Here is a 24,049-nt window from a genome sequence, read left to right on the forward strand (position 1 = left end):
TCCTGTGATGAAGCCATACCATCACGCAGTCCGGCTTCTGTCATCAGGCATTGTTCAGCTGGTTAATACGATGCGCATGAGGTCGGCGGTGTTGCGCGCGCCGAGCTTTTCCATGACGCGGGCGCGATGCACTTCAACCGTGCGTGGGGAAATGCCTAGCTCGCGCCCGGCTTCCTTGTTGGATTGACCATCGGTGATGAGCTGCAACACCTCACGCTCACGCGGGGTAAGCTGAGAGAACCCGCGCACCTCAACGCTGCGTCCGCCCGCCTGCATGGCCCCGACGTGAATGTCTTTGCGCAAGGCCTCACGGACGACGGAGAGCAGGTGCTCGGTATCGATGGGCTTGGTGATGACGTCGGTCGCGCCCATTTTCATGGCCGTAACGGCGAGATCAACATGCGGTCGGTCGGCCAGCATGATGACGGTGGCGCCCATGTGCTGCATCTTCACGCGGCGGAGGACGGAAAGACCATTATCCGCGCCAAGCTCGAGATTGACGACCATCACATCGACGCGTCGCCGTTCGAGCACCTGTTGGAAACTGCTTATGTCGAGCGAGAAGACGGTTTGGAAGCCCTCCAAACGAAAGAGCACGCTCAGCGCTTCACAGGTGCCGGGATCGCTGTCCACGATATGCACGAGCCGGTCGCGGTTGAGATAGGCGTGGTAGTACGGTTGCGTCGTCATCCAAACCCTCATCATCTGAGTACGTCGTGGACATGACGAGGAAGATCGTGCGCTGCCCAGAGGTCTCTGGCCAACGTGCCTCATCACTCATCCGTGAACTGTAGTTTGCACTAAGCAGTCGCGCCGTCCGATAGGGGTAGTACTTAAGTGCGACTGCGATTATGCTATTTTTATTCTTTAGGATTTGCAAGTAAAAAGACATCATTCCTAGGAATGAAATCTTAAGTTCTTCTGTGTGCTGCGCGAGTAACAGCTCCGTTATCTGAGGAAACCTCTCGGGTGTTGAGCCGTTAGACCTTCATCGCAACACAAGAAGGAGCATCGAAAATGGCCTATGATGACGCCCGCGTCGCTACCGTCGACGTTAAGGAAACCCATGACCTCATCGCCTCCGACAAGGTTGAAGGCACCAAGGTTTACGACCTTGCTGGAGAACATATCGGCGCGGTCAACCGTCTCTTGATCGAAAAGCGCAGCGGTAAGGTTTCCTATGCCGTGCTGAGTTTTGGCGGTTTTTTGGGCCTCGGTGAGGACCACTACCCGCTGCCATGGGACAAGCTGAAATACGATGAAAGCCTTGGCGGCTATCGCGTTGATATCAGCAAGGACCAGCTGGAAGGCGCGCCGCGCTACAGCGACGATGAAGAAGCGTTCTGGCAGGAAAACAACGGTCGTCGTATCTACGACTACTATGGTGTGACGCCGTACTGGATCTAACCAGCCGCAGAAGTTTGTAAGGAAAGCCTCCTCTTCACTGAGGGGGCTTTCTCTTTGTGTAGCTACACACAAGTGCTGGCGAAGGTGACGGGCAAGAACACCAAGACGCCGGAGAACAGCGCTGCCCAATTGGCCCAAATGGCGGATTGGGACAGTGTTGGCATTGATGGGTCTGTGAGTTTGGGCGTGAGCAGAGCCATTGCCGTTAAGGCCAGAACAGAAATGGCATAGGCGGCAATGAGCATGGCGCGATGCGCGCCACCCCAATTGTATACGCAGCCCAACGCCTGAATGGCGTAAAGCGCGATGAAGGCCAGCGCCCAAACGGTGAAGCCTGCGATGAGCAGAAACAGCGGCCTCTGGTTGCGGATCATCACGGCCGTCCAAAGAGAGAGAGGCCATAGGTCATGGCGAGGGCGAGAATGAGTGCGCCGAAGGCATAGGCGGTCCAAAGCCAGGCAAGCGTGACATCGGTGGCGCGAGCGGCGGAGACATAGCCTCGGGCGGCGCGCCAGAGCGCATGGCCCGTGATGAGGGCAGCGACGCCCGCGTGAATGGCAGCGTAGCCCAAAGTGACCAACATGGTGGCATTGCGGGCGTGCTCTGTTGGGTTCGGCACCGCGAGCATTAGGGCAAGCAAGGCAATGATCGTGGCAAGTTGGAGGAACAGCGCGCCGATCAGGGGCAGGGCTATGGAGGTGTTTTGTGCGTTCGAGCGGCGGCTCCAGAACACGCATAGGATTGCAAGGCCAGAGGCGAGGGCCGCCGCGACAAGCGCGACAGAGGGCAGGGCGATAGGCGTCAACCGATCCCACGCGGGGGCGATGGTGAGAAGGAAAAGCCCGCCGAACAGCAGCGAGGCATAGAGCGTGCTATCGACCGCGAGTGCTGTGCGGTTGGCGAGCACCGTGAGGTTCCAAGGGCTTTCCCCATCGCGGACAACAGAGACGCCGCGGCCGATATCGACGGGGCCGGTATCGTGCTGTCGACCCAGGCGATGGGTCCAGCAGAAGAAGAGGGCGATGGTGAGCAGTGCGCCAAATGGGGCGAACCAATAGAGCCCAAAGAGGAAGGACACAAAGAATGTGCCGGTGGCGAGGGCGGTCCACAGGGGGAGGGAGGAATTTTGCGGCAGGATGACGAGATGCTCGACCGCGCCCGTCACCATGTCAACGGCGAGGGTCTCCTGCTCATTGTTGCGGGCAAAGCCGAGATAGCCTTCGCCTGCGGCAAGGCGTGGCCCGATGAGCGCGGGTAGTACTTGGTCAGCTCGGCTCTCGATATGGGGGAGAGAGGCGAAATTATAGCTCGGTGGCGGGGTGGGGGTTGCCCATTCCAGCGTTGCCGCCCGCCACGGATCGCGGCCGAAGCGGCGGCCAAGTTTCATCTGCAAGATGAGGTCGGCAAGGACGAGGGCAAAGCCCATGGTGAGAATGAAACCACCGACCGAACTCAAGAGATTGAGCCAATCCCAGCCCCAGTTTGAGGGATAGGTGGAGATGCGACGCGGCATGCCCATGAGGCCGGTGAGGTGCATCAGAAAGAAGGTGAGGTTGAAGCCGATAAAGATCAGCCAGAAGGCCGGGATCGAGAGCTTATAAAGGCTCTGTCGACCGCTGATGTGAGGAAGCCAATAGTAGAGCGCGGCGAGCATGGGGAAGACGAAGCCACCCACCAGCACATAATGGAGATGGGCGACGACGAAATAGGTGTCATGCGCCTGCGTGTTGAAGGGGACCATGGCCAGCATGACGCCGGTGAGCCCGCCACACACAAAGACGAAAAAGAAGCCGAAGATGTAAAGCATCGGCACGTCCCAGCGTGGCTTTCCTGATGCCAATGTGCCAAGCCACGCAAAGATTTGCACCGCGGTGGGAATGGCGACGAGCGCGCTGGCTGCCGAGAAGAAGGCAAGGGCCAAATGCGGAATGCCCACGGTGAACATGTGGTGCACCCACAGACCAAATGACAAAAAACCCATGGCGACAATCGCAGCGATAATGGCGCGATAGCCCAGGATTGGTTGCTGGGCAAAGACCGGGATCATGGTCGAGATGGCCCCGGCTGCGGGCAGGAAGATGATGTAAACCTCGGGGTGGCCGAAGAGCCAGAAGAGGTGTTGCCAGAGAAGCGGATCGCCGCCGCGTGTGGGGTCAAAGAAGGGCAGACCGAACGCGCGTTCGAGCTCCAAAAGTATGGAGCCGAGGATCAATGGCGGAAAGCCGATGATCATCATGCCGGCCGTGACCAGCATATACCAAGCAAAGAGCGGCATGCGGGTGAGGGACATCCCTGGCGCGCGCATTTTGAGAATGGTGACGAAAATCTCGACAGCGGCGGTGACGGCGGAAATTTCGACAAAGGTGATGCCCAAGAGCCAGACATCGGCATTGATGCCGGGGGTAAAGGGCTTGGAGGAGAGCGGGGTATACATGAACCAGCCGCTGTCGGGAGCCGCGCCGACGAGGAGCGCGATGATCAAAATGCTGCCGCCGAACAGATAGCACCAGTAGCCATAGGCGGTCATGCGCGGGAAGGCGAGATCGCGGGCACCCAAGAGCTTGGGCAGCATGTAGATGGCGAAGCCCTCAAACATGGGAATGGCGAAGAGGAACATCATCACCACGCCATGCATGGTGAAAATCTGATTGTAGATTTCGGGGCCGATAAAAGCGCTATTGGGCGTCGCCAACTGCGCGCGAATGAGCATGGAGAGCAGGCCACCGATGGCGAAAAACACCAGCGCCAAAACCATGAAGCGCTTGCCCAAAATGGTGTGATTGACGCTGGACAGGCGCCCCCAGCCGGGTGGCGTGCGCCAGATGCGATCAAGTGCTTTGTGTAGGGCAATGGGCGATAGGGGCTGATCGCTCATGGCGCAGTCTCCATCAGTTCGGCGAAGTCTTCGGGCGTGTGGGCCTCGACGCGCATTTGCATGGTGTCATGACCGATGCCGCAATATTCGGCGCAGGTGCCCCAATAGACGCCGGGCTTGCTGGCCTCGATGCGGAAGCGATTGGTCTTGCCGGGAATAGCGTCGATCTTGCCGCCGAGGCGGGGGATCCAGAAACTGTGGATCACGTCCCTTGAGGTGATCTCCAAATCAACGGGCACGCCGGAAGGAATGTGGAGGGTCGAGCTCTCGGGCATATTGGGGGCTGCGGGATAGGATATTGTCCAAGCCCATTGCTGCGCCTCGACGCCAATGACGAGGGGCGCATCGCCTTTTGGCAGCAATTGCTCGCCGAGAAAAAGCGCCGTGCCGGTGAGGACTGTCAGGACCGGAATAGGCAGAATGAGACCGCCACCGATGATCCATTGGCGTGGGCTAATCTTTTGCGCCCAATGGGGCCGCAGATAGACCAGCGCAAAGAGCGCTAAAACCAAAACAAAGAGTATGGCTGCGCCATAGAACATCACCCACCACAGCGCTGCCAGATTTTCGGCGCGCGGACCTGCAGGGTCGAGGGTAGAGAGCTCGCCTGTGCAACCGGCTAGCACCAGCGACGTTGCTCCAAGAGCAACGAGTTTGGAGGGGACGTGATGGGCGAGAACACGCGGCAGGCGGAAGAGCGGGAAATCGAGCGCGAAGAAGCGCCCCCCGAGGCCCATTCGGATCATCCCAATCCGCAAATTCGCCAAGTGGCTGACAAGGACATTAGTTCGGCCATTGCGGTGGCGGGACACCCCATCCACGCCATGCTGGTGCATTTCCCTATCGCCTTCGTCATGGCAACGCTGGGCGTCGATATTTTCTACTGGTGGTCGGCCAATCCGTTTTGGCTGGAAGTTGGCATGTGGGCGGCGGGTGCGGCCTTTGTTTTCGGTGTGCTCGCGGCAATCGTTGGCACGCTCGAATTGCTGGCCGTGCCGGGCATTCGGGTGCGTGTTGCCAGCTGGAACCACGCCATCGCCGCCATGGTCATGCTGGCCATTGTCGCCGCCAATGCCGGGCTGCGCATCACCAACCCCGAGACGGTTTTGCCCGGCGGACTGATGCTGTCGCTGCTCAGCGCCATGGCTGCGGGTTTTGCCGGGTGGCACGGGGGCAAGCTGGTGTTTGATCATGGCATCGGCACCGTCATTTCCACCCGCCAGTGAGGTCTGAGGCGATTTCACGAAGCTTGCCGGGGCTGAAGTGGGTGATGAAAAATTCGGGCCACTCAAGGCGCGGCTTGCCCAGAACAAGGGTGAGAATGGCGAGGATGACGATCACCGTCAGGGTGATGACGAAAACCATGCGCCAAAGAGGATAGGATTTATTCGGCTCGAAAAGCTTGAGAATGGTGAGACCGGTGAAAATGTGGATGCCGGTCATGATGGAAACGGCAAAAAGTTTGGCCGAGAACCAATTTTCATAGGTCCCCTGAAGGATGATCAGCGCCGTGCCCGAACCTATGGCGACGAAGGCGGCTGGCGAAACCAGCGCGATATAGAAAAGGCGCGTGAAGTTGTGGAGGCGGTGGAGCGGCTCGTCGACGAGGGCTTTGCGTTGCGCATAAAGCACGGGCAGGCAGATGAGCCCGGCGGACCATAGGGCAATGGAGCCGACATGGGCGAACTTGAGCCAGATGAGCAGGAGATCACTGCCCATCGGCGCGCCCGTGCTGGGTGGCGGGGGCGAGGAGTGCCACAAGCCGCCAAACGGCAACGCCTAGGAGCGGTAGATTGGCTGGAACCCACATGATGAGCCCCGCTAGTTGCTGATCCTCGAGCGGCGTTAAGCCGAAGGCAAAGCTCGTTGCCAAATGCGGTGCGTAGAGTGGGGTTGGCGCGAAGACCAAAAGAGCACCCAAAAACCCCATTTGAATGGCGGCGGCCAAGGCGGTGAGGCCTGCGGCGAAAATGTTTGGGCTGCGTAAAAGCACGAGCCAGAGCGCAGTATAACTGCCCAGAAAGGTCGCCTGCATGGCCCAGTAGACGGCCGGGTGGGCGAATGCCGCAGTGTAAAGATCAGGCCAATGCCAGAACCAGAGTGTGATGGTGGCGAGGATGAGTGTTGCGAGAGCTGGTATGGCCTGCCCCAGCCGTATTGGCAGAGCTAAGGCCAGCATGGGCGCAACGAGCATGGTGAGGAGGATGTGGTGGCTAACACGGGCCGAGACGAGGGCCACGGTGAGTGCACACAGCGGGGAGATAAAGAGTAGAGCCGCGACCGACCACGCACCCCAGAAGGCCCTCATTTGCGCGCGAGGCTGATGCTTAAGAAAATGCCAGCCCGCGAGGGCGACAAGGGCGAGGGCGGTGAGAAGTAACGGCTCAAAGTCCCAGCGGGTCGCCAGATCGGCGAGTGTGGGCGCGGGGCCGCAATAGGACAGGTCGTAGTCTGTCGGCTGGGGCATGGACCTCGAGGGAACAGAGCTGCGGTACCGATAGGCAAGCGCATGCCGGGTCGCCCCATGCTCAGCCCATCACGAAATCAACGCAGCACTCCAAGGTCCGTTCCAGAAACCGCTGGAAACTCACTATGGGTTAGCGGGCAGCAAGATCCCGCGGATGTTTTTCTCTTTAATCCGTGTCGCGTTGAGGACTTTGCATACCCGGGCGATGATGCCGTAGCCAAAGCCTGCGGTTCCGGGAGGATGGGCGTATTCGACAGCGATTTCATCGGCGACGATGAAGGCGTGCTGTCCGTCGCGCATCTCGTGTCGCAGCGAGACCGTGCTGTTCGGCGCACTGAGGCGAATGGCATTATCGAGATCGTTCGAGAGGGCCTGGCGCAGAAGCACCTCATCACTTTGAAACTCCGCATCGGCGCGTTGCACATGCAGCCTGACCCCGCGCTTTTCAGCGATGGGGAGATAGATGGTTTCGAGCGCAGCAAGGACCGCGCAGGCCCGAAGGGCTGTGTTGCGGGGCTTTACGGTTCCCGGGTCCGTGAGGGCGTAGTTGAGGACACCATCAAGAAAATTGCTCATGGTTGCGCTGATTTGACGAAGCGCATTGAGGACAGGTTCGTCTTCAGATTTGCGCATCGCCATGCCTTCGACCAGCATGGTTATGGTCTGTAGCGGTTGGCGCAAATCGTGCCCGAGCGACCGGACCAAGTGGCGTTCAAACTCGTAGGCCTCAGCGAGTTCAGAAGTGCGCGCGAGAACACTTTCCTCAAGCTCTTGGTTTTGCGCGTCCAATTGCTCGAGTGTTTGGCGCTGCATGGAGACAGCTGTCCCGACCAGTAATGAGGCCGTGGCCGTTATCGCCAGCAGCACGGAAAGCGCCAAAGGCTCGCTGCTGAAATAGGACAGCTTGGCAACGATCGGCGTCAACGAGGCGATGAGAAAGGCGCTGATCGCAGCTTGCATAATGCCCTTGCGCACACCGGCGAAAATCGGGGGCAGCAGGGTGATGTACCAAAGACTGCCCAAGGCGGGGTCAATCACCATAGCCCCAAACGCAACGCCCATCGCTAGGGCAATAATGCCGAGTTCCCTAAGCCAATCGGATAGTGAAGGCCAATGGGGCGGGAGCGGTTTGACGCCTAATACGGCGCTGAGAACGGGGACGAGCAGGGGCGGCAGCACAAGGGTCGCGACAGCATCACCAATGGCCCAGTGCGCAATGATGTCCAGTGCAATGTCCCATGAGATATTGTCCAAGAGGGCGTGCAGCGAAACGCCACTAAATGCCGAGAGGGCAGCAGCAATGGTGATCACCACAATATATGTGGTGGTGGCGCGCATATTCGGCACAGCCATATTGGGGCCGAGGAGCTTTTTGAGCACGACAGCGGCAGTAAAATAGATGCCGCAGTGACGTATGGCGTGCAGTATTTGGTCGCGAGCCGCATTGTCGCCGACGTTGAAAAAACTATCCAACCCTGGAACGGCGAGTGCAAGGTTGGCGATTAGTGGCGAAAGTTTGAGCCAGCCGGGCGCGGCCAAGAATATGGAAAGGCTGACGCCCGCAGGTAAAAACCACAAGCTGGAGAAGGGCTTAAAGACCTCGGCCATCGCGGCGAGCTTATAAGCGGCCAGCCACGCCACAACTAAAATGGCGAGTTGACCGATTTGCCCTACATATTTTTTTGCTATCATTCTGGTGCGGAACGTAAAAATTCATATATAGCTTTATAATTAGCATTGAGTGAACAAAATAATGCGCATTCTGATTGCAGACGACCACGCCATGTTTGGTTCAGCGCTTCATTATCTCTTGCAGGCAAGTGATCCTGATTGCGTGGTGAAGGCGGTGACGAGCGTCGCGCAGTTGCTGGGATTGCTCAAGACTGAAGCCCTGCCGGATCTGGTTCTGCTGGACTATTCCATGCCTGATACGGATGGGATTAGAGCCGTCGCGCAATTGCGCGAACTCTATCCAGATTTGCCCGTAGCGATTTTGTCGGGGCACACGGACAACGTTCTGGTCAAATCAGCGCTCGATAAGGGCGCGCGCGGCTGGATCCCGAAAAACCTGACGCCCAAAACACTGATTCATGCGCTGCGGCTGATTTTGGATGGCGAACGCTTTGTCCCGCCAGAACTGTTGGTGGCGCCTGCGGAACAGGTTTTGTCTGAGCGGGAAGGGGAAGTGGCGCTGCTGCTCGCTGAAGGCAAGTCGGACAAGATTATTGCCGACCGTTTGGGCATCGAACCATCGACGGTGAAAGTGCACGTGCGCCGTATTCTGCAAAAATCTGGAGCGACCAATCGCGCGCATTTTGCGGCGCTGAACCGTTAGTCGGGCGAGCCGCAACTTTTTCCCAAAGACTGTAAGCCGACGTCAAACGACTGATCGGTCTAAAAAGATCGTGTCTTATTGGGAGGAGAAATGGTGCTGCCGGCGAGGATTGAACTCGCGGCCTCTCCCTTACCAAGGGAGTGCTCTACCACTGAGCTACGGCAGCATGGTTTGCGCTCGCAAAGGAGGACTATACAGAACCTCTTCTGGGGAATGGTGCTGCCGGCGAGGATTGAACTCGCGGCCTCTCCCTTACCAAGGGAGTGCTCTACCACTGAGCTACGGCAGCATTTCCGCTAAGGCTTGGTGTTCCTTGCGGCGACGAGGGCTCATTTGCCATAGCGATTTGGTCGACGCAAGCGCAAAAAGCCTCTATTAACACCACCGTTGGAATCGAAGGCCTGAACTGTGGGAAAAACCGAGCAAGCACTGATGCGTGAGCAAAGATTAGCCGCAAAGCTGCGTGAGAATCTCAAGCGCCGCAAAGAGCAGGCTCGCGCTCGTGTCTCTGGACGCGAGGCGGGGCCAGAATTTGAGGTGTCGAAAACGGTGCCGGACAAGACTCCGTAAACCATTTTCGGGCGATTTTAACACGTCACCCTTTCCAGAGTGCGGCTGGTCTAGCCTACGCGGCAACGAAGACCTCGCCTACCTCCCTTTCAGGTAGCAGGCCCTTAAGGCCATTTCTGAGGACTTCTCTTTATGGATCGTATTCGTTTGGTCGGCGGCAATGAGCTTCGGGGCGAAATCCCGATCTCGGGCGCGAAGAACGCTGCACTGCCACTGATGATTGCGTCGTTGCTGAGCGATGAACCTTTGGTTCTCCACAACGTCCCGCGCCTTGCGGACGTTAAGCAGCTTGAACGCATCCTAGAAAATCACGGCGTTGATATCGCCGTTCACGGTCGTCGTCGCGGCGAAGAAGAAGGCGTGGGTCAGCGTATGACCTTCCATGCCGCTGATATCGTCGACACAACCGCTCCCTATGATCTTGTCTCCAAGATGCGCGCCAGCTTCTGGGTTATTGGCCCGCTGCTGGCCCGTTGCCACGAAGCGCGTGTTTCCCTGCCGGGCGGTTGCGCTATCGGTACCCGTCCTGTCGATCTGTTCCTGACAGGTCTGCGCGCGCTGGGTGCCTCGATCGAGATTGACGAGGGTTATGTTGTTGCCCGCGCACCAGCCGGTGGCTTGGTCGGCGCAACTGTCAATTTCCCCAAGGTGTCGGTCGGTGCGACGCACACGATTCTGATGGCGGCGACCCTGGCAAAGGGCACGACTGTTATTGAGAACGCGGCGCAAGAACCGGAAATCACCAATGTCGCCGAATGCTTGGTTGCCATGGGCGCTAAGATTTCGGGCATTGGCACACGCACGCTGACCATTGAAGGCGTTGAGCGTCTGCATGGTGCAACCGTGGAAGTGATTCCGGACCGTATCGAAACCGGCACTTTTGCCATGGCGGCCGCAATGACCGGTGGCGATGTGCTGCTGCGTGGCGCACGCGCCGATCATTTGCAGTCGGCACTGACCATTCTGGGTCAGACCGGGGTTGAGCTGATTACTGAAAGCAATGGCATTCGTGTGCGCCGCAATGGCTCGCCGATCTTGCCAGTGCATGTCGAAACGGAGCCATTCCCAGGCTTCCCCACCGATTTGCAGGCGCAGTTCATGGCGCTCATGACCATGAGCAATGGCGTCAGCGAAATCCGCGAAACCATTTTCGAGAACCGCTACATGCATGTGGCAGAACTCGTGCGCTTTGGCGCTGATATCTCGGTCAATGGTCAGGTCGCAACGATCACCGGCAAGCCCCAGCTTAAGGGCGCACAGGTGATGGCAACTGATCTGCGCGCTTCGGTGTCGCTGGTCATCGCTGGTCTGGCGGCGAAGGGTGAAACGGTTGTGAACCGTATTTACCACCTCGACCGTGGGTTTGAGCGTCTTGAAGACAAGCTCAGCCGTTGCGGCGCAGAGATCGAGCGTCTGGCTGGCTAAGGCGCGACGCGCTTCGCTCATTATTGAAAAGCCCCGGACCTTCGTTCGGGGCTTTTTGTTTGGGCCTATCTCTCCGCTACCGCATGATGGGGCTTTTCCCGGTGATCGAGGAGGGGATGGGTATAGCGTTGGGCATGCCTACAGCGACTGCTCGAAGCGGAAGAGTTTTTCGGGATCAGTCGCGGTTTTGATGGCTTCAAGGCGTGGCAGGTTTTCGCCGTAATAGCGGGTCCGCCAATCGGATAGGCTTGGGTCAGGAAAATTCTGGAACGCGCCCTTGGTGTCAGCGCTTGTGACCACGCTATAGAGGTCGTCCTGCCAAGCGCAGGCGGCATCGACAATCGCAGGCTTTGTGGCGTCATCTTCCGACCAGCTCAGATTTGCTGTGCTGAGCCAGTGGCTGGTTCGATGAACAAAGGCCGTCGCGTCGCTGCGAACAGTGTTCACTTGGCCGCCCGTCTGGAAAAAGACCAGATTGCCCGAGGAACCGGTGCCGGGCCAGTTGGCCATTTTCTCAATGGCGCTCGCCAGAAACGCCCGGTCGGGTGAGCTCTGGTGGAAGGTCGAGCGCTCGCGGTAGTAGGCGGGTTCACCTTCTTCGGCGAGAAAATCTTGGGCCGCCCAATAGGCGTTTTCCTCGACAGCCTCGAAATCGGGTGTGCCGATCTCAAGCACGGGCTGCATCAGCTCCAGGAAGGCCTCCTTAGGCCCTGCAAACTGCCCGAGGAGCGTCAAAGGCACTTGTCGGCCACGGTTAGCCATAGTTTGGTTCAACGCGCCCAGCGAGACGCGCGTGCCGATGGTTGTTGGGGCCGCATCGAGCGTCTCGAAGAGCTTGGTGGCGACGTCCAGAACATTGTCGCGCCAGACCATGCGGAAGACCGTCAAGCTTTCATCGGCGGGGTGGGTCTGTAGCTGCCACTTGGTCATCACGCCAAAATTGCCGCCTGCGCCGCCGCGCACAGCCCAGAACAAATCGGCGTTCTCGGTTTGAGAGAGTTGTAGAACTTTGCCGTCGGAGGTGACGATTTCAGCGCCCACAACATGATCACACCCGATGCCGAAGCGGCGCATGTTGAAACCAATGCCGCCGCCGAGCAGGAAACCGGAAACACCGACAGTGGGGCAGCGGCCGTGGGTGATGGTGCGCCCCGCTTCATCCAACGCAGCGTAAATGGCAGAATTGATCGCGCCCGCACCAATGGTGGCGACCCCGCTTGGTGGGTCAAAAGCAATATCGCCCATATCGGCCATGTCGATAATGAGGCCGGCACTGGTGGAGTAGCCAGCGTAGGAATGGCCGCCCCCTCGGATTGCGAAGGGCACCGCATTGTCGCGACACCACAGAACGACCTCCGCCACCATTTGAGCCGTTCGGCAATAGGCGACGGCTTGGGGCCTGACCGCTTCGAAACGAAGATTATTGGGCAGGGCCGCATTGGCAAAGGCTGAGTCGGTTGGGGAAACCAGCTGATCGCCGAGAAGCTTTTTCAATACCGCCCATTGATCTGCAGAAACCGCGCTGGGCTCAACGAAAAACACTTCCGCTTTGGCGGGGAGCAGGCCGAAGGCGGTGAGCGACGCCAAGCTGGTGGTGAGAAAAAGACGACGGGTCAGCATGTTCGGTCCAAATTTAGCAAATCAAAAGCTGTGCGCTTTTTTGCTCCAAAAATGCGCATTTGCACAGCGCCCATGCATTTCAACTGGCGTGCATGCGATTGCTCTTGGCCCGCCAACCTTGTAGATCGGTCCTGTCACGACCAAATGGGCTTTACCGACAAAGAACAAGGCCGCCCCATGACCGACCTCAAGCTGCTCGCGCTCGATAGCGAAGACCTCGAAGTTGTTTCCGCACATGTGCAGGACGCCGTTATTCGCGTTTCTGACATGGGCTATGCCAAGGGCGATAAGCGTTTCGCCCTGCTGATGAACCGTTTTGATTGGACCGCCGATCAACCGCGGAGCAAAGGCCTGCGCAAGCGCACGGGGATGCATTTCGAGCACGTGACCAACACTGCATTTGCGGGCTTTGATCCGGCCTCGCCTGAAGGCGTGGTGTCCTTGCTGGCCGTTACCTTCGAAGAGCAAAATGCGCCTGCGGGCATCGTTGAGCTGCGCTTTGCCGGTGGTGGCACTGTGCGCCTGACGGTCGATTGCCTTGAAGCGCGCTTGGCCGATCTTGGTGCCGCCTGGGCAGCGACTGCGCGCCCGGCCCACTCCCTAGACTAACGAAAGTTCACTATGCCCGTTCGCCTCGACAGCGCCGCGTCCGATTTTGAAGCCCAATTTGTGGCGCTCCTGTCGGGCAAGCGTGAAGCCAGCCAAGACGTCAACGATATCGTCGCCTCCATCATCGCTGATGTGCGCGACCGTGGTGACGCTGCGGTTGTTGAGCTGACCAATAAGTTTGATCGCGCCAATGTGACAGCGCAAACGCTGCGCTTTACCGCTGAGGAAATTGCTACCGCGTCAGCGCAGGTTCCGGAAAATGTGCGTGCGGCCCTGCAGACCGCGCATGACCGCATCAAGTCGCACCACGAAAAGCAAAAGCCGGTCGATCATCTCTATACCGATGATCTTGGGGTGACATTGGGCAGTCGTTGGACTGCGGTGGACGCTGTTGGCATTTATGTTCCGGGTGGTCTGGCCTCTTATCCATCCTCTGTTTTGATGAATGCTGTTCCGGCCAAGGTTGCGGGCGTTGAACGCATCGCCATGGTCGTGCCAACGCCAAATGGCGAAGTGAACCCAGCGGTGCTCTGTGCTGCGCAAATTGCGGGCGTGACAGAGATCTACCGAGTTGGTGGGGCGCAGGCTGTTGCCGCGCTCGCCTACGGCACCGACACCATCGCGCGTGTCGACAAGGTGGTCGGCCCGGGCAATGCCTTTGTGGCGGCAGCCAAGCGCCAGGTTTTTGGCCAAGTCGGCATCGACATGATCGCCGGACCATCCGAAGTGCTCGTCATCGCAGACAGTTCAGCGAACCCAGCTTGGGTTGCTGCCGATTTGATCGCGCAGGCTGAACATGGTGGTGGTGCACAGTCCATTCTGGTCACGACCGATGCAGCGCTGGCTGATGCGGTCGAAGCTGAAGTTTTGCGCCAGATCGCTATTCTGCCGAAGTCCGCGATTGCGGGCGAAGGCTGGGAAGAGTTTGGCGTGGTCATCACCGTGCCGGATCTGGACACTGCCATTGAGTTGGGCAATCGCATTGCCTCTGAACACGTGGAGATGGCGGTCAATGAGCCTGAGGCGCTGGTGGCCAAGATTCGCCACGCCGGCGCGATCTTCATGGGCCATCACACGCCAGAAGCTATCGGTGACTATGTTGGTGGCTCGAATCACGTTTTGCCAACAGCTCGTACGGCGCGCTTCGCCTCGGGGCTCGGTGTGCTGGACTTTGTGAAACGCACCTCGATTTTGGGCTGCACGCCCTCATCGCTGTCGGCATTGTCTGAGGCCGCAGTGACCATTGCCGAGGTCGAAGGCCTCGCGGGGCATGGTCGCTCGATTTCTATACGGTTGAACCGTTGAGCATAAGCATGGGCACAGAGCCGGTGACCAAGGACACCAATCGTCTGGTCACCGTCACGCTCGACCCTAACACCATCACCTCGATCAATCCTGACGAGGTGCATGAGTGGCGCATTGCCATTTATGATCTGCTTGAGGACAACACCTTCCGGCCCGCACGCGTTTCGGCGGAAGGACCTTATGCTCTGCACGTGTCGATTATCGGCAATTCGATCGTTTTAGACGTCCGCGACCCAGAGAATTTTAAGCCCATTGCTGCCCATTATCTCTCGTTGACGCCGTTTCGCAGACTTATCCGCGACTATTTTCGCATCCGCGAAGCCTATTATGAGGCCATTCGTTCGGCGCAACCGTTCCAGATCGAGACCGTCGATATGGCGCGGCGCGGTCTGCACAACGAGGCAGCAGAGCTCTTAAGGACGCGGCTCGACAATAAGATCATCATCGATCTCAACACCGCGCGCCGCCTGTTTACGCTGATTTGCGCCGTGCAACCCTATGCCTCCCGCATTGACGAAGCGACCAGCGAACTGCCCACAGTGCTGTTTGTCTGCTCAATGAATTCGGTGCGCTCGCCGATCGCTGCAGCGCTTGCGCGCCAAGCCTTCCCAGGCCGAATAATTGCCCGTTCTGTGGGGGTTAACGGTGGTAAGGCCGACCAATTCGTCCATGAGGTCATGGAGGACGTTGGTATTGATATGAGCGTTCATACGCCCCATATTCTGGACGAACTGGTTGCCAACAAGTTCGATCTTGTTATCACACTGTCTGATGACGCCCCCGATGCTGTGGCTCGCAAGGGCCTTGAAGCAAAAGCGGTGGAGCACTGGCAGGTGGAAGACCCCTCCCTTGTAGAGGGAAGTCGCGCTCTCGTTTTGGATGCCTATCGAGGTTTGCGCGATCAATTGCGACGTCGTGTTCGCGAACGCTTGGAACCTTTGGTTTCCGGTGGTTCACAAAACAATTGAATTGAAGTAGGTTCCGCCCAAATTTGTGGCCCTGACGCGCCAATGTGTGGCAGCGGGGGCCTTCTCAGGAGAAAGTATGGCCAAGGAAGAAGTGCTCGAGTTTCCGGGCGTGGTCACCGAATTGCTACCCAACGCGACGTTCCGCGTGAAGCTAGAGAATGAGCATGAAATCATCGCTCATACTGCTGGCCGTATGCGTAAGAACCGTATTCGCGTTCTCGCAGGCGACAAGGTTCTTTGCGAAATGACGCCTTACGACCTGACCAAGGGTCGTATCACCTATCGCTTTAAGTAAGGCAAACCGTGGCCAGTCGTCCGGAACTCATTCTGGCGTCCGCATCGCCTCGTCGTTTGGCATTGCTCAACCAGGTCGGCATCGAGCCGGAACATCTGGTGCCAGCCCATGTCGACGAAACCCCTGAGAAGGGGGAGTTGCCGCGAAAGCTCGCACAACGTCTGGCAGACCTGAAAGCGATCACCGCACAGCACAAGGCTCGTATCGCCGGATATGGCGACACCGGCCTGGTGCTGGGCGCGGATACAGTGGTTGCTGTGGGGCGGCGCATTCTGCCAAAGGCAGAAACAATGGAAGAAGCTGCAGAATGCCTGCGGCTGCTTTCGGGGCGCGCCCACCGTGTTTACACCGGCATCACGCTGCTCACCCCATCAGGGGCGAAACGTCAGCGTCTGGTTGAGACACGCATTCGCTTCAAGCGTCTCTCCAATAAAGAGATGGAAGCCTATCTTGCCAGCGCCGAATGGCGGGGCAAGGCAGGGGGCTATGCTATTCAGGGCATTGCCGGGTCTTTCGTCGTTAAACTCGTCGGCTCCTACTCAGCCGTCGTGGGCCTGCCCTTGCACGAAACCACGCAGCTTTTGGCTGGCGATGGCTATCCCGTGCATTTTAACTGGCTCAACCAATCCAGCGTTTCTGGCGTCTAATGGCCGAGAAAGCTGAAGCACTGTGCCCTATCTGCGGTCGGGCCCCGGCCGCAGAAAAATTTAAGCCCTTTTGCTCGCGTCGCTGCGCGGACGTAGATCTCAACCGCTGGCTTTCGGGCGCCTATGTCATCCCGGCAAAGGATGACGAACCTCTCCCCGATTTCGACGCAGAAACTTAAGTCCGGACACACAACGGACCCTAAGCTGCAGCCCTATTGTGCCTAGCTCAATAACGTGACATTCACTGTCATGTTATTTGGGCTGGAGGCTGAAGTGAGATTGTCATACCGGGTGTTGTGTTTGTCTGTAGCGGGACTGCTGTCTGGCTTTGCCCTCTCGACGCCGGCTTTGGCGCAAGTGGCTCAGGTGGTCAGTGCAACCGATGCCGAACGTGTCGTTCAGCACGCGAAAGGCGAGACCACTATTCCCGTCGCCCCAGAGCGCATTGTCACCTTGCACAATGTCTTTGCTGAAGCGTTGATCTCCATGGGCCTGGCTCCGATTGGTTCGGTTGATCGCCCCTCCGGCATGCCATCGCAACTGGTCGACGGCCTAGCGGCCACTGAGACCGTGGGAAACCATTCCGAGCCCGACTTTGAGCGCGTGCTCAACCTCAATCCCGATCTGATTTTAGCGCAAGCCAAGCAGCAGGAGAGCAATTACGAGCGGCTCACCGGCATAGCACCGACTATTCTGCTGGATGAACCGGAAGCAGATTGGCGTGAATGGTATGTCGGGCTCGGGGATGCGCTTGGCCAGGCGGACGCGGTTAAGGCAACGCTAGAGGCTTACGAAGCCAAGGCCGCTGCAGCTAAGACCGAACTGCAGGCCGCGCTGGGCGAGCAGACCATTTTGCTACTGCGCGTGCGCGAAAAGGACATTCGCGTTTATGGCGGCGCCCGTCGGTCTGGCCCAGTGCTCTATCAAGACTTGGGTTTGACGGCGCATGAGAGCGTTCCAATGGCGGATGACCATGCCGAGGTCTCGCTTGAAAACCTCACCCAGCTCACGGCCGACCATATTTTCCTAATGGTCGAAGACGAGAACAAAATGTCCTCGATTGAAGAGATGGACCTTTGGAAGCGTCTCCCAGCCGTTGCGGCAGGGCATGTCTACGAAGTGAATATTGAACCCTGGAACCAGTCGGTCGGCCCGATCAGTTTCGGTGTGATCATCGACGACGTGCGCGCTGCGCTTCTCTAAATTTTTATCCCTTGCGAAGTGATGCGTCCGCCTTTTCGGCGGGCGCTTTTTTTTATGGCCATTACCCCGGTCTTGAGGCCCTCGCGTGGCTCTGAAGGTGAAATGTGAACGGCAAATGCACGCTCATGCGCAACGAAGTCGCTAGAGGCCCGTTTCTCCCTAGTCGTTAACATGAGGGCTAAAAATGGGTATTCTCTGGACTATCATCATTGGCTTTATCGCCGGCGTGATCGCTAAGTTCATCTTTCCGGGCCGCAATGAGCCTTCGGGCTTCATCCTTACCACCATTCTCGGGATTATCGGCGCTTTCGTGGCGTCCTATCTCGGTCAAGCTGTCGGTTGGTACTCCGCCGGTGAAGGTGCAGGGCTGATCGGCGCGATCGTTGGTGCGATCATCATCCTTTTCGTCTGGGGTGCCATCGCGGGTCGTCGGGCCTAATCAAACACTAAGAGGAGTTTCATCATGTCAAACCGTGGTATGCCGTCTATTCTGGCGCTTCTAGGCATGGCAGCTGTCGCAGGCTTTCAGCATCGAGACAAACTTGGCCAAATCCTGGGGCAAGTTGGAGACCAGGTGGGCAATCGCACCGCGGGATCAGGGCAAGGTGTAAACTCCTCTGCCGCTGGTCAGGGCGGACTGATGGGTGGATTAAATGATCTGCTCGATACTTTCCGCAATTCAGGTCAGCGCGAACAGGCCGATTCTTGGATCACACCCGGCGTGCCCACACAGGGACTGTCGCGGGATCAGGTTGAGCAGGCCATTGGCCGGGACAACCTCATGAATCTGTCGCGCGATACCGGGCTCGACTATGATGAGTTGCTCAATCGCCTTGCGCAAAACATTCCGGAAGCTGTCGATCGGGCAACCCCAGATGGCCGCTTCCCACAGAACGAGGACGAACTGCGTCAGCGGTTCTCGGGGCTCTAAGAAGCCTTGATCAGAGACAGTAAAAGGGCCGCCCTTGGGGCGGCCCTTTTCATATTGAAACATCGGTCGCCGGGCGACCGTCGATCATTGGATTAATCAGGAATGGCTGGGCAGGGTCTTGCCGTAGAGGCGGACCATGTTGGTGCCGCCTGGGCTTTGCCAATAAACGCGGCAGATGAGGTCTCTCTTGGCGCCGCTACGGAATAGGTGCATTCCCAAGGCTTCGCCAGCCGCCGCCTCCGGCGTCTGTGCGTCCAACTTGTGTTCGGTTTCCTTCTGCGCTGCGCGCAAATCGACAATACGAAACTGGGGCATGGTTTTCCTTCCATGACCCCAATGAATTTGGTTAACCGTAGGTTCCCTCACACTATCGTGCTAACGCCTCGGCCGATCAATCCTTATCGCCGGTTATCGGAACACGGACGATAGCGCGCGTGCCAGGGTTATTGTCCTCAAAGCTTAGGGTTCCATCGAGGCGTTGGATCAACACCTGAACCATTTTCTGGCCAAATCCGGTACCTGAAACGGTGCCGTCGATACCCTTGCCTTTGTCCGAAACCGTCAGCTGAATGGTTTGGCGATGTTGCGACAGCGAAATATGGGCGGGGCCGGGCGCGCCGTTATAGGCGTATTTAGCCAAGTTCGTGATCAACTCGTTCAGCATCAGGCCAAGGGTGACGGCCTTGTCTGTGGGAATGAGCACCGGGGCGAGATCGAGCTGCAGCGTCTTGCGCCACTGGCCGTCCAGTGTGTCGAAAAGCTCGTGAACCAGCTCCTCGAGATAGCGCGAGAGATCGATGGTCTCGACGCTTTCGTCTTGATAGAGGCGTCGGTGCGCCAGCGACACCGCCATCAGACGGCGCTCCGCTTGCTGCAATTCGCGGCGTGCCTCATCGCTCGTCCCGCGCGACTGCATGCGCAAGAATGCCGCGACGATGGACAGGCTGTTTTGCACGCGATGGTTGACCTCTTTGAGGAGGAAATCCTTCTGCCGCATCAGGTTTTCGTTTTCCCGAACCGTCGCCGTAAGCTCACGATTTAACTGGCGGATGCGGCTGTTGTTGCGTGCATCGAGCAGCATACGCGCGACGCGTGACGCGGATTCAATTTCGGCAAGCGACCATTGGCGTGAGCGGCCACTGACGGTCTCGGCCCATTCGTCGAATGAGGCGCGCGGCGTCAAAGGCGTGCTGGGGTCGCCCGTGCTGGATTTGTGCGGATTGCCCGCCCATTGCACTGTTTGCAGATGTTCGGCCCGGAACCATATGAGGATGGTCGGCACTTCAGTGGGCATGGTGACGCCGAGGAGACCGCTGGCAATGTTTTTGTAAGCCTCGGCGGACGGCACGAGCACCGAGAGGTGATGGGTTGCGATTGGCTTGACCAGAGCGGGCGCACGAACAAATTCCGCCAGTTCGCGGATGTTCGCTTCGCTCGGCGAGGCTCCGACTTGATAAACTTCTGCGCCTTGCACAGCGGCAAAGCCATCGGCATCCAAGAGCGTGGCCAGATAGCTGCCTGATTTGGCGAAGAATTGCCCGAGGTGACATTCATCGCCGAGGCGCGAGAGAATTGCATCTTCCTGCGTACGCAAGCGAATGCGTTGCTGGTAAAATTCGCCTTCTTCTCGCACCTTCAACAGCCGCGACAGGCTCGTTGCCAACGCTTGGCTGGCCATGCGACTGGTCAGGGCTATGTTTCTTGGTAATTGGTGGTGACATGCGATGAGCCCCCACAATTGCCCATCCTTGATAATGGACATGGACGCTGAAGCGCCAACCTCCATATTTTTCAAATATTGAATGTGAACAGGCGACACACTGCGCAGGGCAGAATCCGAGAGGTCGATAGACTTGAGCTTGGAGCTGGCGCTGATAATCGGCTGGGGCTGGGAGTGCACATCGGCAATGACCCGTACCTTGTTCCTGACGTAGAGAGCCCGGGCCTGCTTGGGAATATCACTTGCCGGAAAATGATGGTTCATAAAGCTGGAGAAGCCGGGGGAGCGATACTCGCCCAAGACCTTTCCGGCATCACCTTCGACAAAGCGATAGACCATAACGCGGTCAAAGCCGGTGAGCCTGTGAAAGGCGAGGGCGGCTTCATTGGCGAGGTCTTCCAGCGTTCCCGCCCGTTCAAGCCGAGCCTCATGCGCGTGGAATTGTGCGAGGAAAGACGCATCAATGGGCTTTGCTTCCTCGCTATAGAGAAGCTCGACGACCAAATGGTCGTCACTGCGATAGCTGAGAACGTCGTAGGTGCGACCAGAGAAAACCACTGGGGCGCTGATATGGACGCCCTGCGCAGGTGTTTGATCTCTCAAGGTCTCCCAATTTAGATCCAGGATATCGGCAAGCTTTTGGCCCAGAACATGCTCATCGAGCGCGCCAGCGAAACCAACGAGCGTGCCGGAGGTCGGCTCAACGATAAATAACGCGCCATTGCCTTGGATCGAGCCGGGAATGTGAATGGGCTCGAGATCACAGGCATTCACGTCGGACCTGTCAATGGATGTCATTGGCTGGGTCCCTATAGATATCAAACGCGTGCTCGAACACACGCTTGGCAGAGGCGATGGCCTGATGATGGAGGTGTTCAGGAAGGCTATCGAGAAGGGCGACGAAGTGAGGCCAACGCCTAGGCTCGCTTACTTGCTGCGCCAAGTGACGGGCTCCAAATTGGGCATCAAAACCTAGGGCGATGGCACGACGCAGCAATAGCTGCGCCCCGAGGGACGAGCCTTCCAGCACGTAAAGCGCTCCAACTTGTTCGGCGGTGTTTAAACGAATGGAATAAGAGCGAGGACAAGGGCGGCGCGTAACGCCTAAATCGTCAAGATCTTCGCAAAGATACGGGCCCAGCTTTTGCGGGCTCCAGATGTCGAGTGAGTCTAGGGCAAACTCTAAAGAGAGCCTAAACCGGTAGGTGGCCGTTGCAAAGTGCCTATATTGCTCAGTATTTGAAAATATTCCTGTGATGCTGTCGAGTTGACTATGAATGTCTTTGGTTTCTGCGCGCAGAAGACTGCGCAATGAAAGTTCTCTCGTCAGTCTCAAAGCCCTCTCTCGAATTCAATTATTCGAGAAAGATTTATCACAAGGCACTGTAAAGACTATTCACTTTTCGGAAAGAACGTCTGCGATTGAGGATTTGATATTCTTGAACTGACGTGGTGTTGCAGATTTGTTGGCGCTGATGTGGCGCAATCGGCGGAAATAAAAGTCATAATTAATTGCTGTTATTAGAAATAATTTCCTAAGTCTTGCAAGGGCGTGAGGCGTTGTTTGATGGTTCATGCGCGCGCATAAAAAAGCCCGGACGCTGGGGAGGGAAACCAGCATCCGGGCTTTGGTGTCGGCGGGGAACGCATCGCGCGCATGGAGGGAGGAGAAACGCACGAGGCTCTGCTCAACCCGATCCGAACTGCGAGAGCAGCAACTGTCGTCGTCGCTCTCTTGATTGGAAAGATAGGTACGCTTTGAAAAATTCCAAGCGCATACCAGCCATGTGCTCGGCGCTTATAGGAGGTTCGTGAGTAAAGCGCTCGCCGTGGCCACGATACCAAAGGCTGCTAAGCTCGCCGATGCCAACATAATGTAGATGCGGTCGACACGCGCGCGGTGGCGCGCATTGCGCCGTGCTTCAGACAGCGTGGTGGCCGAAGTTGGAGCGGGACTGTGTGACACCTTTTCCTCCTGGGATGGAGCAATTGGCGGGCTGGCGATTGTCTCTGTTCTCGCCCGGATAAGGGAGCTTAGCTGCACCGGGTTATCTTCCGAACCAGAACTGGTGAACGCGGTTAATTCGACTTAAATGCCGAGTGCTGTAATCTTGTATGGCAGATGTTGATTGGCCCGCGCGAACGTGGCACAAACGCCCTCATGACACACCCAGCCCATCTGCACCCCGATCGTCTCTTTCCGGCCTCAGAGCCCGCGCAATCGATTGCCCGGGACCTTTATCCGGCTGTGAAAGACCTGCCCATTGTCTCCCCGCACGGCCACACCGACCCGAGCTGGTTCGCCCAGAACGAGCGCTTTGCTTCGCCGACCGCTCTTTTTCTGACGCCGGACCATTATGTGTTGCGCATGCTCAAGAGCCGCGGCATCAGCTATGACGCGCTTGGTATTCCGCGCAAGGATGGCCAGCCGGTCGAGACCGACCAGCGCAAGGCGTGGAAGCTGTTTGCGGAAAACTTTTATTTGTTCGCGGGCACACCGTCCAAGACCTGGGTCGATCACTCGCTACATGCTGTTTTCGGGATCACCGAGGAATTGTCCGGGGCGACAGCCGACGCGATCTTTGATCAGATCGAGGGCCAGTTGGGCTCACCAGAGCTGCGTCCGCGCGCCATTCTCGAGCGCTTTTCGGTAGAGGTCATCGCGACTACCGAATTCGCACTCGATCCGCTTGTGCATCATCAGTCGATGTTGGCGCAGGGTCTCATTGGGCAGGTGCACACCACCTATCGCCCAGACGATGTGACCGATCCAAGCCGCGCAGCGATTGCCGAAAACCTGCAAAAATTTGGTGAGATCACCGGCGAGAATATTACGAGCTGGGATGGCCTGATCAATGCGCATCGGGCGCGGCGTGAATACTTCCGCCGCTATGGTGCTGTGGCGACCGACCATGGCGTGCCAACCGCCAATACCGCCGATTTGCCCTTGGTCGAAAAGCAGGCGCTGCTCGACAAAATTCTGGCCAAGCGCCACGACGCGCAGGACGCAGAACTGTTCCGCGCCCAGATGATGACGGAAATGGCTCTGCTCTCGGTCGAAGACGGCATGGTGATGCAGATTCACGCGGGTTCGCGTCGCAATACCGATCCGCTGCTCTTTGACGAGCGCGGCACCGACCTTGGTGCCGACATCCCGGGGCCAACCGATTATGTTGGTGGATTGAAGGCCCTGTTGTCGCGCTGTGGCAACGAAAAGAATCTCCGTCTGTTGATGTTCGTTCTGGATGAAACCACCTATGCGCGGGAACTCGCGCCTATGGCAGGCTATTGGCCATCGCTGATGATTGGACCACCTTGGTGGTTCCACGACAGTCCGCAGGGCATTCGCCGTTATCTCGATCAGGTGGTGGAAAGCGCTGGCTTTTATAATTTGGCAGGCTTCAACGATGATACGCGCGCCTTGTTGTCGATCCCGGCGCGCCATGACGTTTGGCGGCGTGAGGTTTGCGGTTTCCTAGGCCGTTGGGTCGGCGAAAATCGCATCACCAAATCGACCGCCGAAGATCTGGCCAAGCACCTGAGCTATCAGGCTGCCAAGGACGCCTATAAAATTCGCTAAACAGGAAAATGATTTGGCGGGGCATGGCTCCGCCAAATCGCTAGGGCGTGCCGTACTTCAGCCCGCTTTTCGCGCCATTCCCGTCGTATCCT

General features: G+C 57.8%; 26 protein-coding genes and 2 tRNA genes. 14 read left to right on the forward strand and 14 right to left on the reverse strand.

Annotation, left to right across the window (positions count from 1 at the left end):
- Positions 1 to 54: 54 nt before the first annotated feature.
- Entirely contained in the window at positions 55 to 690 is a 636-nt protein-coding gene (locus HKD40_RS15185) for a LuxR C-terminal-related transcriptional regulator (RefSeq protein ID WP_169196635.1), read from the reverse strand.
- 327 nt (positions 691 to 1,017) lie between these two features.
- Between HKD40_RS15185 and HKD40_RS15190 the strand changes: the two genes are divergently transcribed.
- Positions 1,018 to 1,407: a PRC-barrel domain-containing protein gene (locus HKD40_RS15190; protein ID WP_169196636.1), complete on the forward strand. Its 390-nt coding sequence runs from the start codon at positions 1,018 to 1,020 to the stop codon at positions 1,405 to 1,407.
- Between the two features lie 62 nt (positions 1,408 to 1,469).
- Here HKD40_RS15190 and HKD40_RS15195 read toward each other — a convergent pair whose 3' ends face one another.
- Genes HKD40_RS15195 through coxB form a run of 3 tightly spaced genes read right to left on the reverse strand, consistent with a single transcriptional unit; the run spans position 1,470 to position 4,908 of the window.
- A complete protein-coding gene (locus HKD40_RS15195; protein ID WP_169196637.1) occupies positions 1,470 to 1,781 on the reverse strand; it encodes a hypothetical protein in 312 nt (103 codons plus the stop codon).
- Entirely contained in the window at positions 1,781 to 4,282 is a 2,502-nt protein-coding gene (gene ctaD / locus HKD40_RS15200) for a cytochrome c oxidase subunit I (RefSeq protein ID WP_169196638.1), read from the reverse strand. The genes HKD40_RS15195 and ctaD overlap by 1 nt, the downstream gene beginning before the upstream one ends.
- Entirely contained in the window at positions 4,279 to 4,908 is a 630-nt protein-coding gene (coxB, locus tag HKD40_RS15205; protein ID WP_248306551.1) for a cytochrome c oxidase subunit II, read from the reverse strand. Before coxB ends, ctaD begins: the two co-directional genes overlap by 4 nt.
- A 42-nt stretch (positions 4,909 to 4,950) precedes the next feature.
- Between coxB and HKD40_RS15210 the strand changes: the two genes are divergently transcribed.
- Positions 4,951 to 5,508 carry a DUF2231 domain-containing protein gene (locus HKD40_RS15210; RefSeq protein WP_169196640.1) on the forward strand — a complete coding sequence of 186 codons (558 nt, stop codon included), beginning with the start codon at positions 4,951 to 4,953 and terminating at the stop codon, positions 5,506 to 5,508.
- Here the strand turns inward: HKD40_RS15210 and HKD40_RS15215 are convergent.
- The 3 genes from HKD40_RS15215 to HKD40_RS15225 all read right to left on the reverse strand — a co-directional run bounded on the left by HKD40_RS15215 (position 5,489) and on the right by HKD40_RS15225 (position 8,441).
- A complete protein-coding gene (locus tag HKD40_RS15215) occupies positions 5,489 to 6,001 on the reverse strand; it encodes a CopD family protein (RefSeq protein WP_248306092.1) in 513 nt (170 codons plus the stop codon). The genes HKD40_RS15210 and HKD40_RS15215 overlap by 20 nt on opposite strands.
- Positions 5,991 to 6,749, reverse strand: coding sequence for a cytochrome c oxidase assembly protein (locus HKD40_RS15220; RefSeq protein ID WP_169196641.1), 759 nt, complete (start codon positions 6,747 to 6,749; stop codon positions 5,991 to 5,993). The genes HKD40_RS15215 and HKD40_RS15220 overlap by 11 nt, the downstream gene beginning before the upstream one ends.
- A gap of 123 nt (positions 6,750 to 6,872) precedes the next feature.
- Positions 6,873 to 8,441, reverse strand: coding sequence for a hypothetical protein (locus tag HKD40_RS15225; protein WP_169196642.1), 1,569 nt, complete (start codon positions 8,439 to 8,441; stop codon positions 6,873 to 6,875).
- Positions 8,442 to 8,502: 61 nt separating this feature from the next.
- On the opposite strand from HKD40_RS15225, the gene HKD40_RS15230 reads away from it, so the two are divergent.
- Positions 8,503 to 9,084: a response regulator transcription factor gene (locus tag HKD40_RS15230; protein ID WP_169196643.1), complete on the forward strand. Its 582-nt coding sequence runs from the start codon at positions 8,503 to 8,505 to the stop codon at positions 9,082 to 9,084.
- 91 nt (positions 9,085 to 9,175) lie between these two features.
- On the opposite strand, the gene HKD40_RS15235 is transcribed toward HKD40_RS15230, so the two are convergent.
- Positions 9,176 to 9,250, reverse strand: a tRNA-Thr gene (locus tag HKD40_RS15235).
- 48 nt (positions 9,251 to 9,298) lie between these two features.
- Positions 9,299 to 9,373 (reverse strand) — tRNA-Thr (locus HKD40_RS15240).
- 413 nt (positions 9,374 to 9,786) lie between these two features.
- Here HKD40_RS15240 and murA point away from each other — a divergent pair.
- A complete protein-coding gene (murA, locus tag HKD40_RS15245) occupies positions 9,787 to 11,079 on the forward strand; it encodes a UDP-N-acetylglucosamine 1-carboxyvinyltransferase (RefSeq protein WP_169196644.1) in 1,293 nt (430 codons plus the stop codon).
- A 138-nt stretch (positions 11,080 to 11,217) separates the two neighbouring features.
- Here the strand turns inward: murA and HKD40_RS15250 are convergent, their stop codons facing one another.
- Positions 11,218 to 12,699 carry an FAD-binding oxidoreductase gene (locus HKD40_RS15250; protein WP_169196645.1) on the reverse strand — a complete coding sequence of 494 codons (1,482 nt, stop codon included), beginning with the start codon at positions 12,697 to 12,699 and terminating at the stop codon, positions 11,218 to 11,220.
- A 177-nt stretch (positions 12,700 to 12,876) separates the two neighbouring features.
- Between HKD40_RS15250 and HKD40_RS15255 the strand changes: the two genes are divergently transcribed.
- From HKD40_RS15255 to HKD40_RS15300, 9 genes are all read left to right on the forward strand, one after another.
- Positions 12,877 to 13,308, forward strand: coding sequence for a DUF2948 family protein (locus tag HKD40_RS15255; protein WP_169196646.1), 432 nt, complete (start codon positions 12,877 to 12,879; stop codon positions 13,306 to 13,308).
- 12 nt (positions 13,309 to 13,320) lie between these two features.
- Complete coding sequence (gene hisD / locus HKD40_RS15260; protein ID WP_169196647.1) at positions 13,321 to 14,613, forward strand: histidinol dehydrogenase; 1,293 nt, start codon at positions 13,321 to 13,323, stop codon at positions 14,611 to 14,613.
- 8 nt (positions 14,614 to 14,621) lie between these two features.
- Positions 14,622 to 15,581 (forward strand): UPF0262 family protein, encoded by a 960-nt coding sequence (locus HKD40_RS18225; RefSeq protein ID WP_182394807.1) that lies wholly within the window; start codon positions 14,622 to 14,624, stop codon positions 15,579 to 15,581.
- Positions 15,582 to 15,657: 76 nt separating this feature from the next.
- Positions 15,658 to 15,876, forward strand: a complete 219-nt coding sequence (infA, locus tag HKD40_RS15275) for a translation initiation factor IF-1 (protein WP_035082742.1) — start codon at positions 15,658 to 15,660, stop codon at positions 15,874 to 15,876.
- 8 nt (positions 15,877 to 15,884) lie between these two features.
- Positions 15,885 to 16,523 (forward strand): Maf-like protein, encoded by a 639-nt coding sequence (locus HKD40_RS15280; protein WP_169196648.1) that lies wholly within the window; start codon positions 15,885 to 15,887, stop codon positions 16,521 to 16,523.
- On the forward strand, positions 16,523 to 16,702 hold the full coding sequence (yacG, locus tag HKD40_RS15285) for a DNA gyrase inhibitor YacG (protein WP_169196649.1): 180 nt from the start codon (positions 16,523 to 16,525) through the stop codon (positions 16,700 to 16,702). Before HKD40_RS15280 ends, yacG begins: the two co-directional genes overlap by 1 nt.
- A 94-nt stretch (positions 16,703 to 16,796) precedes the next feature.
- Complete coding sequence (locus HKD40_RS15290; RefSeq protein ID WP_169196650.1) at positions 16,797 to 17,726, forward strand: ABC transporter substrate-binding protein; 930 nt, start codon at positions 16,797 to 16,799, stop codon at positions 17,724 to 17,726.
- 184 nt (positions 17,727 to 17,910) lie between these two features.
- Positions 17,911 to 18,165, forward strand: a complete 255-nt coding sequence (locus HKD40_RS15295; RefSeq protein WP_169196651.1) for a GlsB/YeaQ/YmgE family stress response membrane protein — start codon at positions 17,911 to 17,913, stop codon at positions 18,163 to 18,165.
- Positions 18,166 to 18,189: 24 nt separating this feature from the next.
- Positions 18,190 to 18,657: a YidB family protein gene (locus tag HKD40_RS15300; protein WP_248306093.1), complete on the forward strand. Its 468-nt coding sequence runs from the start codon at positions 18,190 to 18,192 to the stop codon at positions 18,655 to 18,657.
- 96 nt (positions 18,658 to 18,753) lie between these two features.
- Here HKD40_RS15300 and HKD40_RS15305 read toward each other — a convergent pair whose 3' ends face one another.
- The 4 genes from HKD40_RS15305 to HKD40_RS15320 form a co-directional block, all read right to left on the reverse strand.
- Positions 18,754 to 18,972 (reverse strand): hypothetical protein, encoded by a 219-nt coding sequence (locus HKD40_RS15305; RefSeq protein ID WP_169196652.1) that lies wholly within the window; start codon positions 18,970 to 18,972, stop codon positions 18,754 to 18,756.
- A gap of 76 nt (positions 18,973 to 19,048) precedes the next feature.
- The gene (locus HKD40_RS15310; RefSeq protein ID WP_169196653.1) at positions 19,049 to 21,175 is read right to left on the reverse strand and encodes a histidine kinase dimerization/phosphoacceptor domain -containing protein; all 2,127 of its coding nucleotides are present in this window, start codon (positions 21,173 to 21,175) and stop codon (positions 19,049 to 19,051) included.
- The gene (locus HKD40_RS15315) at positions 21,162 to 21,689 is read right to left on the reverse strand and encodes a biliverdin-producing heme oxygenase (protein ID WP_169196654.1); all 528 of its coding nucleotides are present in this window, start codon (positions 21,687 to 21,689) and stop codon (positions 21,162 to 21,164) included. Before HKD40_RS15315 ends, HKD40_RS15310 begins: the two co-directional genes overlap by 14 nt.
- 84 nt (positions 21,690 to 21,773) lie before the next feature.
- Positions 21,774 to 22,055 (reverse strand): hypothetical protein, encoded by a 282-nt coding sequence (locus tag HKD40_RS15320; protein ID WP_169196655.1) that lies wholly within the window; start codon positions 22,053 to 22,055, stop codon positions 21,774 to 21,776.
- 483 nt (positions 22,056 to 22,538) lie between these two features.
- On the opposite strand from HKD40_RS15320, the gene uxaC reads away from it, so the two are divergent.
- Positions 22,539 to 23,957 carry a glucuronate isomerase gene (gene uxaC / locus HKD40_RS15325; protein ID WP_169196656.1) on the forward strand — a complete coding sequence of 473 codons (1,419 nt, stop codon included), beginning with the start codon at positions 22,539 to 22,541 and terminating at the stop codon, positions 23,955 to 23,957.
- Positions 23,958 to 24,049: the final 92 nt, after the last annotated feature.

The sequence above is a fragment of the Devosia sp. MC1541 genome (genome assembly GCF_012847305.1).
Taxonomy (GTDB): Bacteria; Pseudomonadota; Alphaproteobacteria; order Rhizobiales; family Devosiaceae; genus Devosia.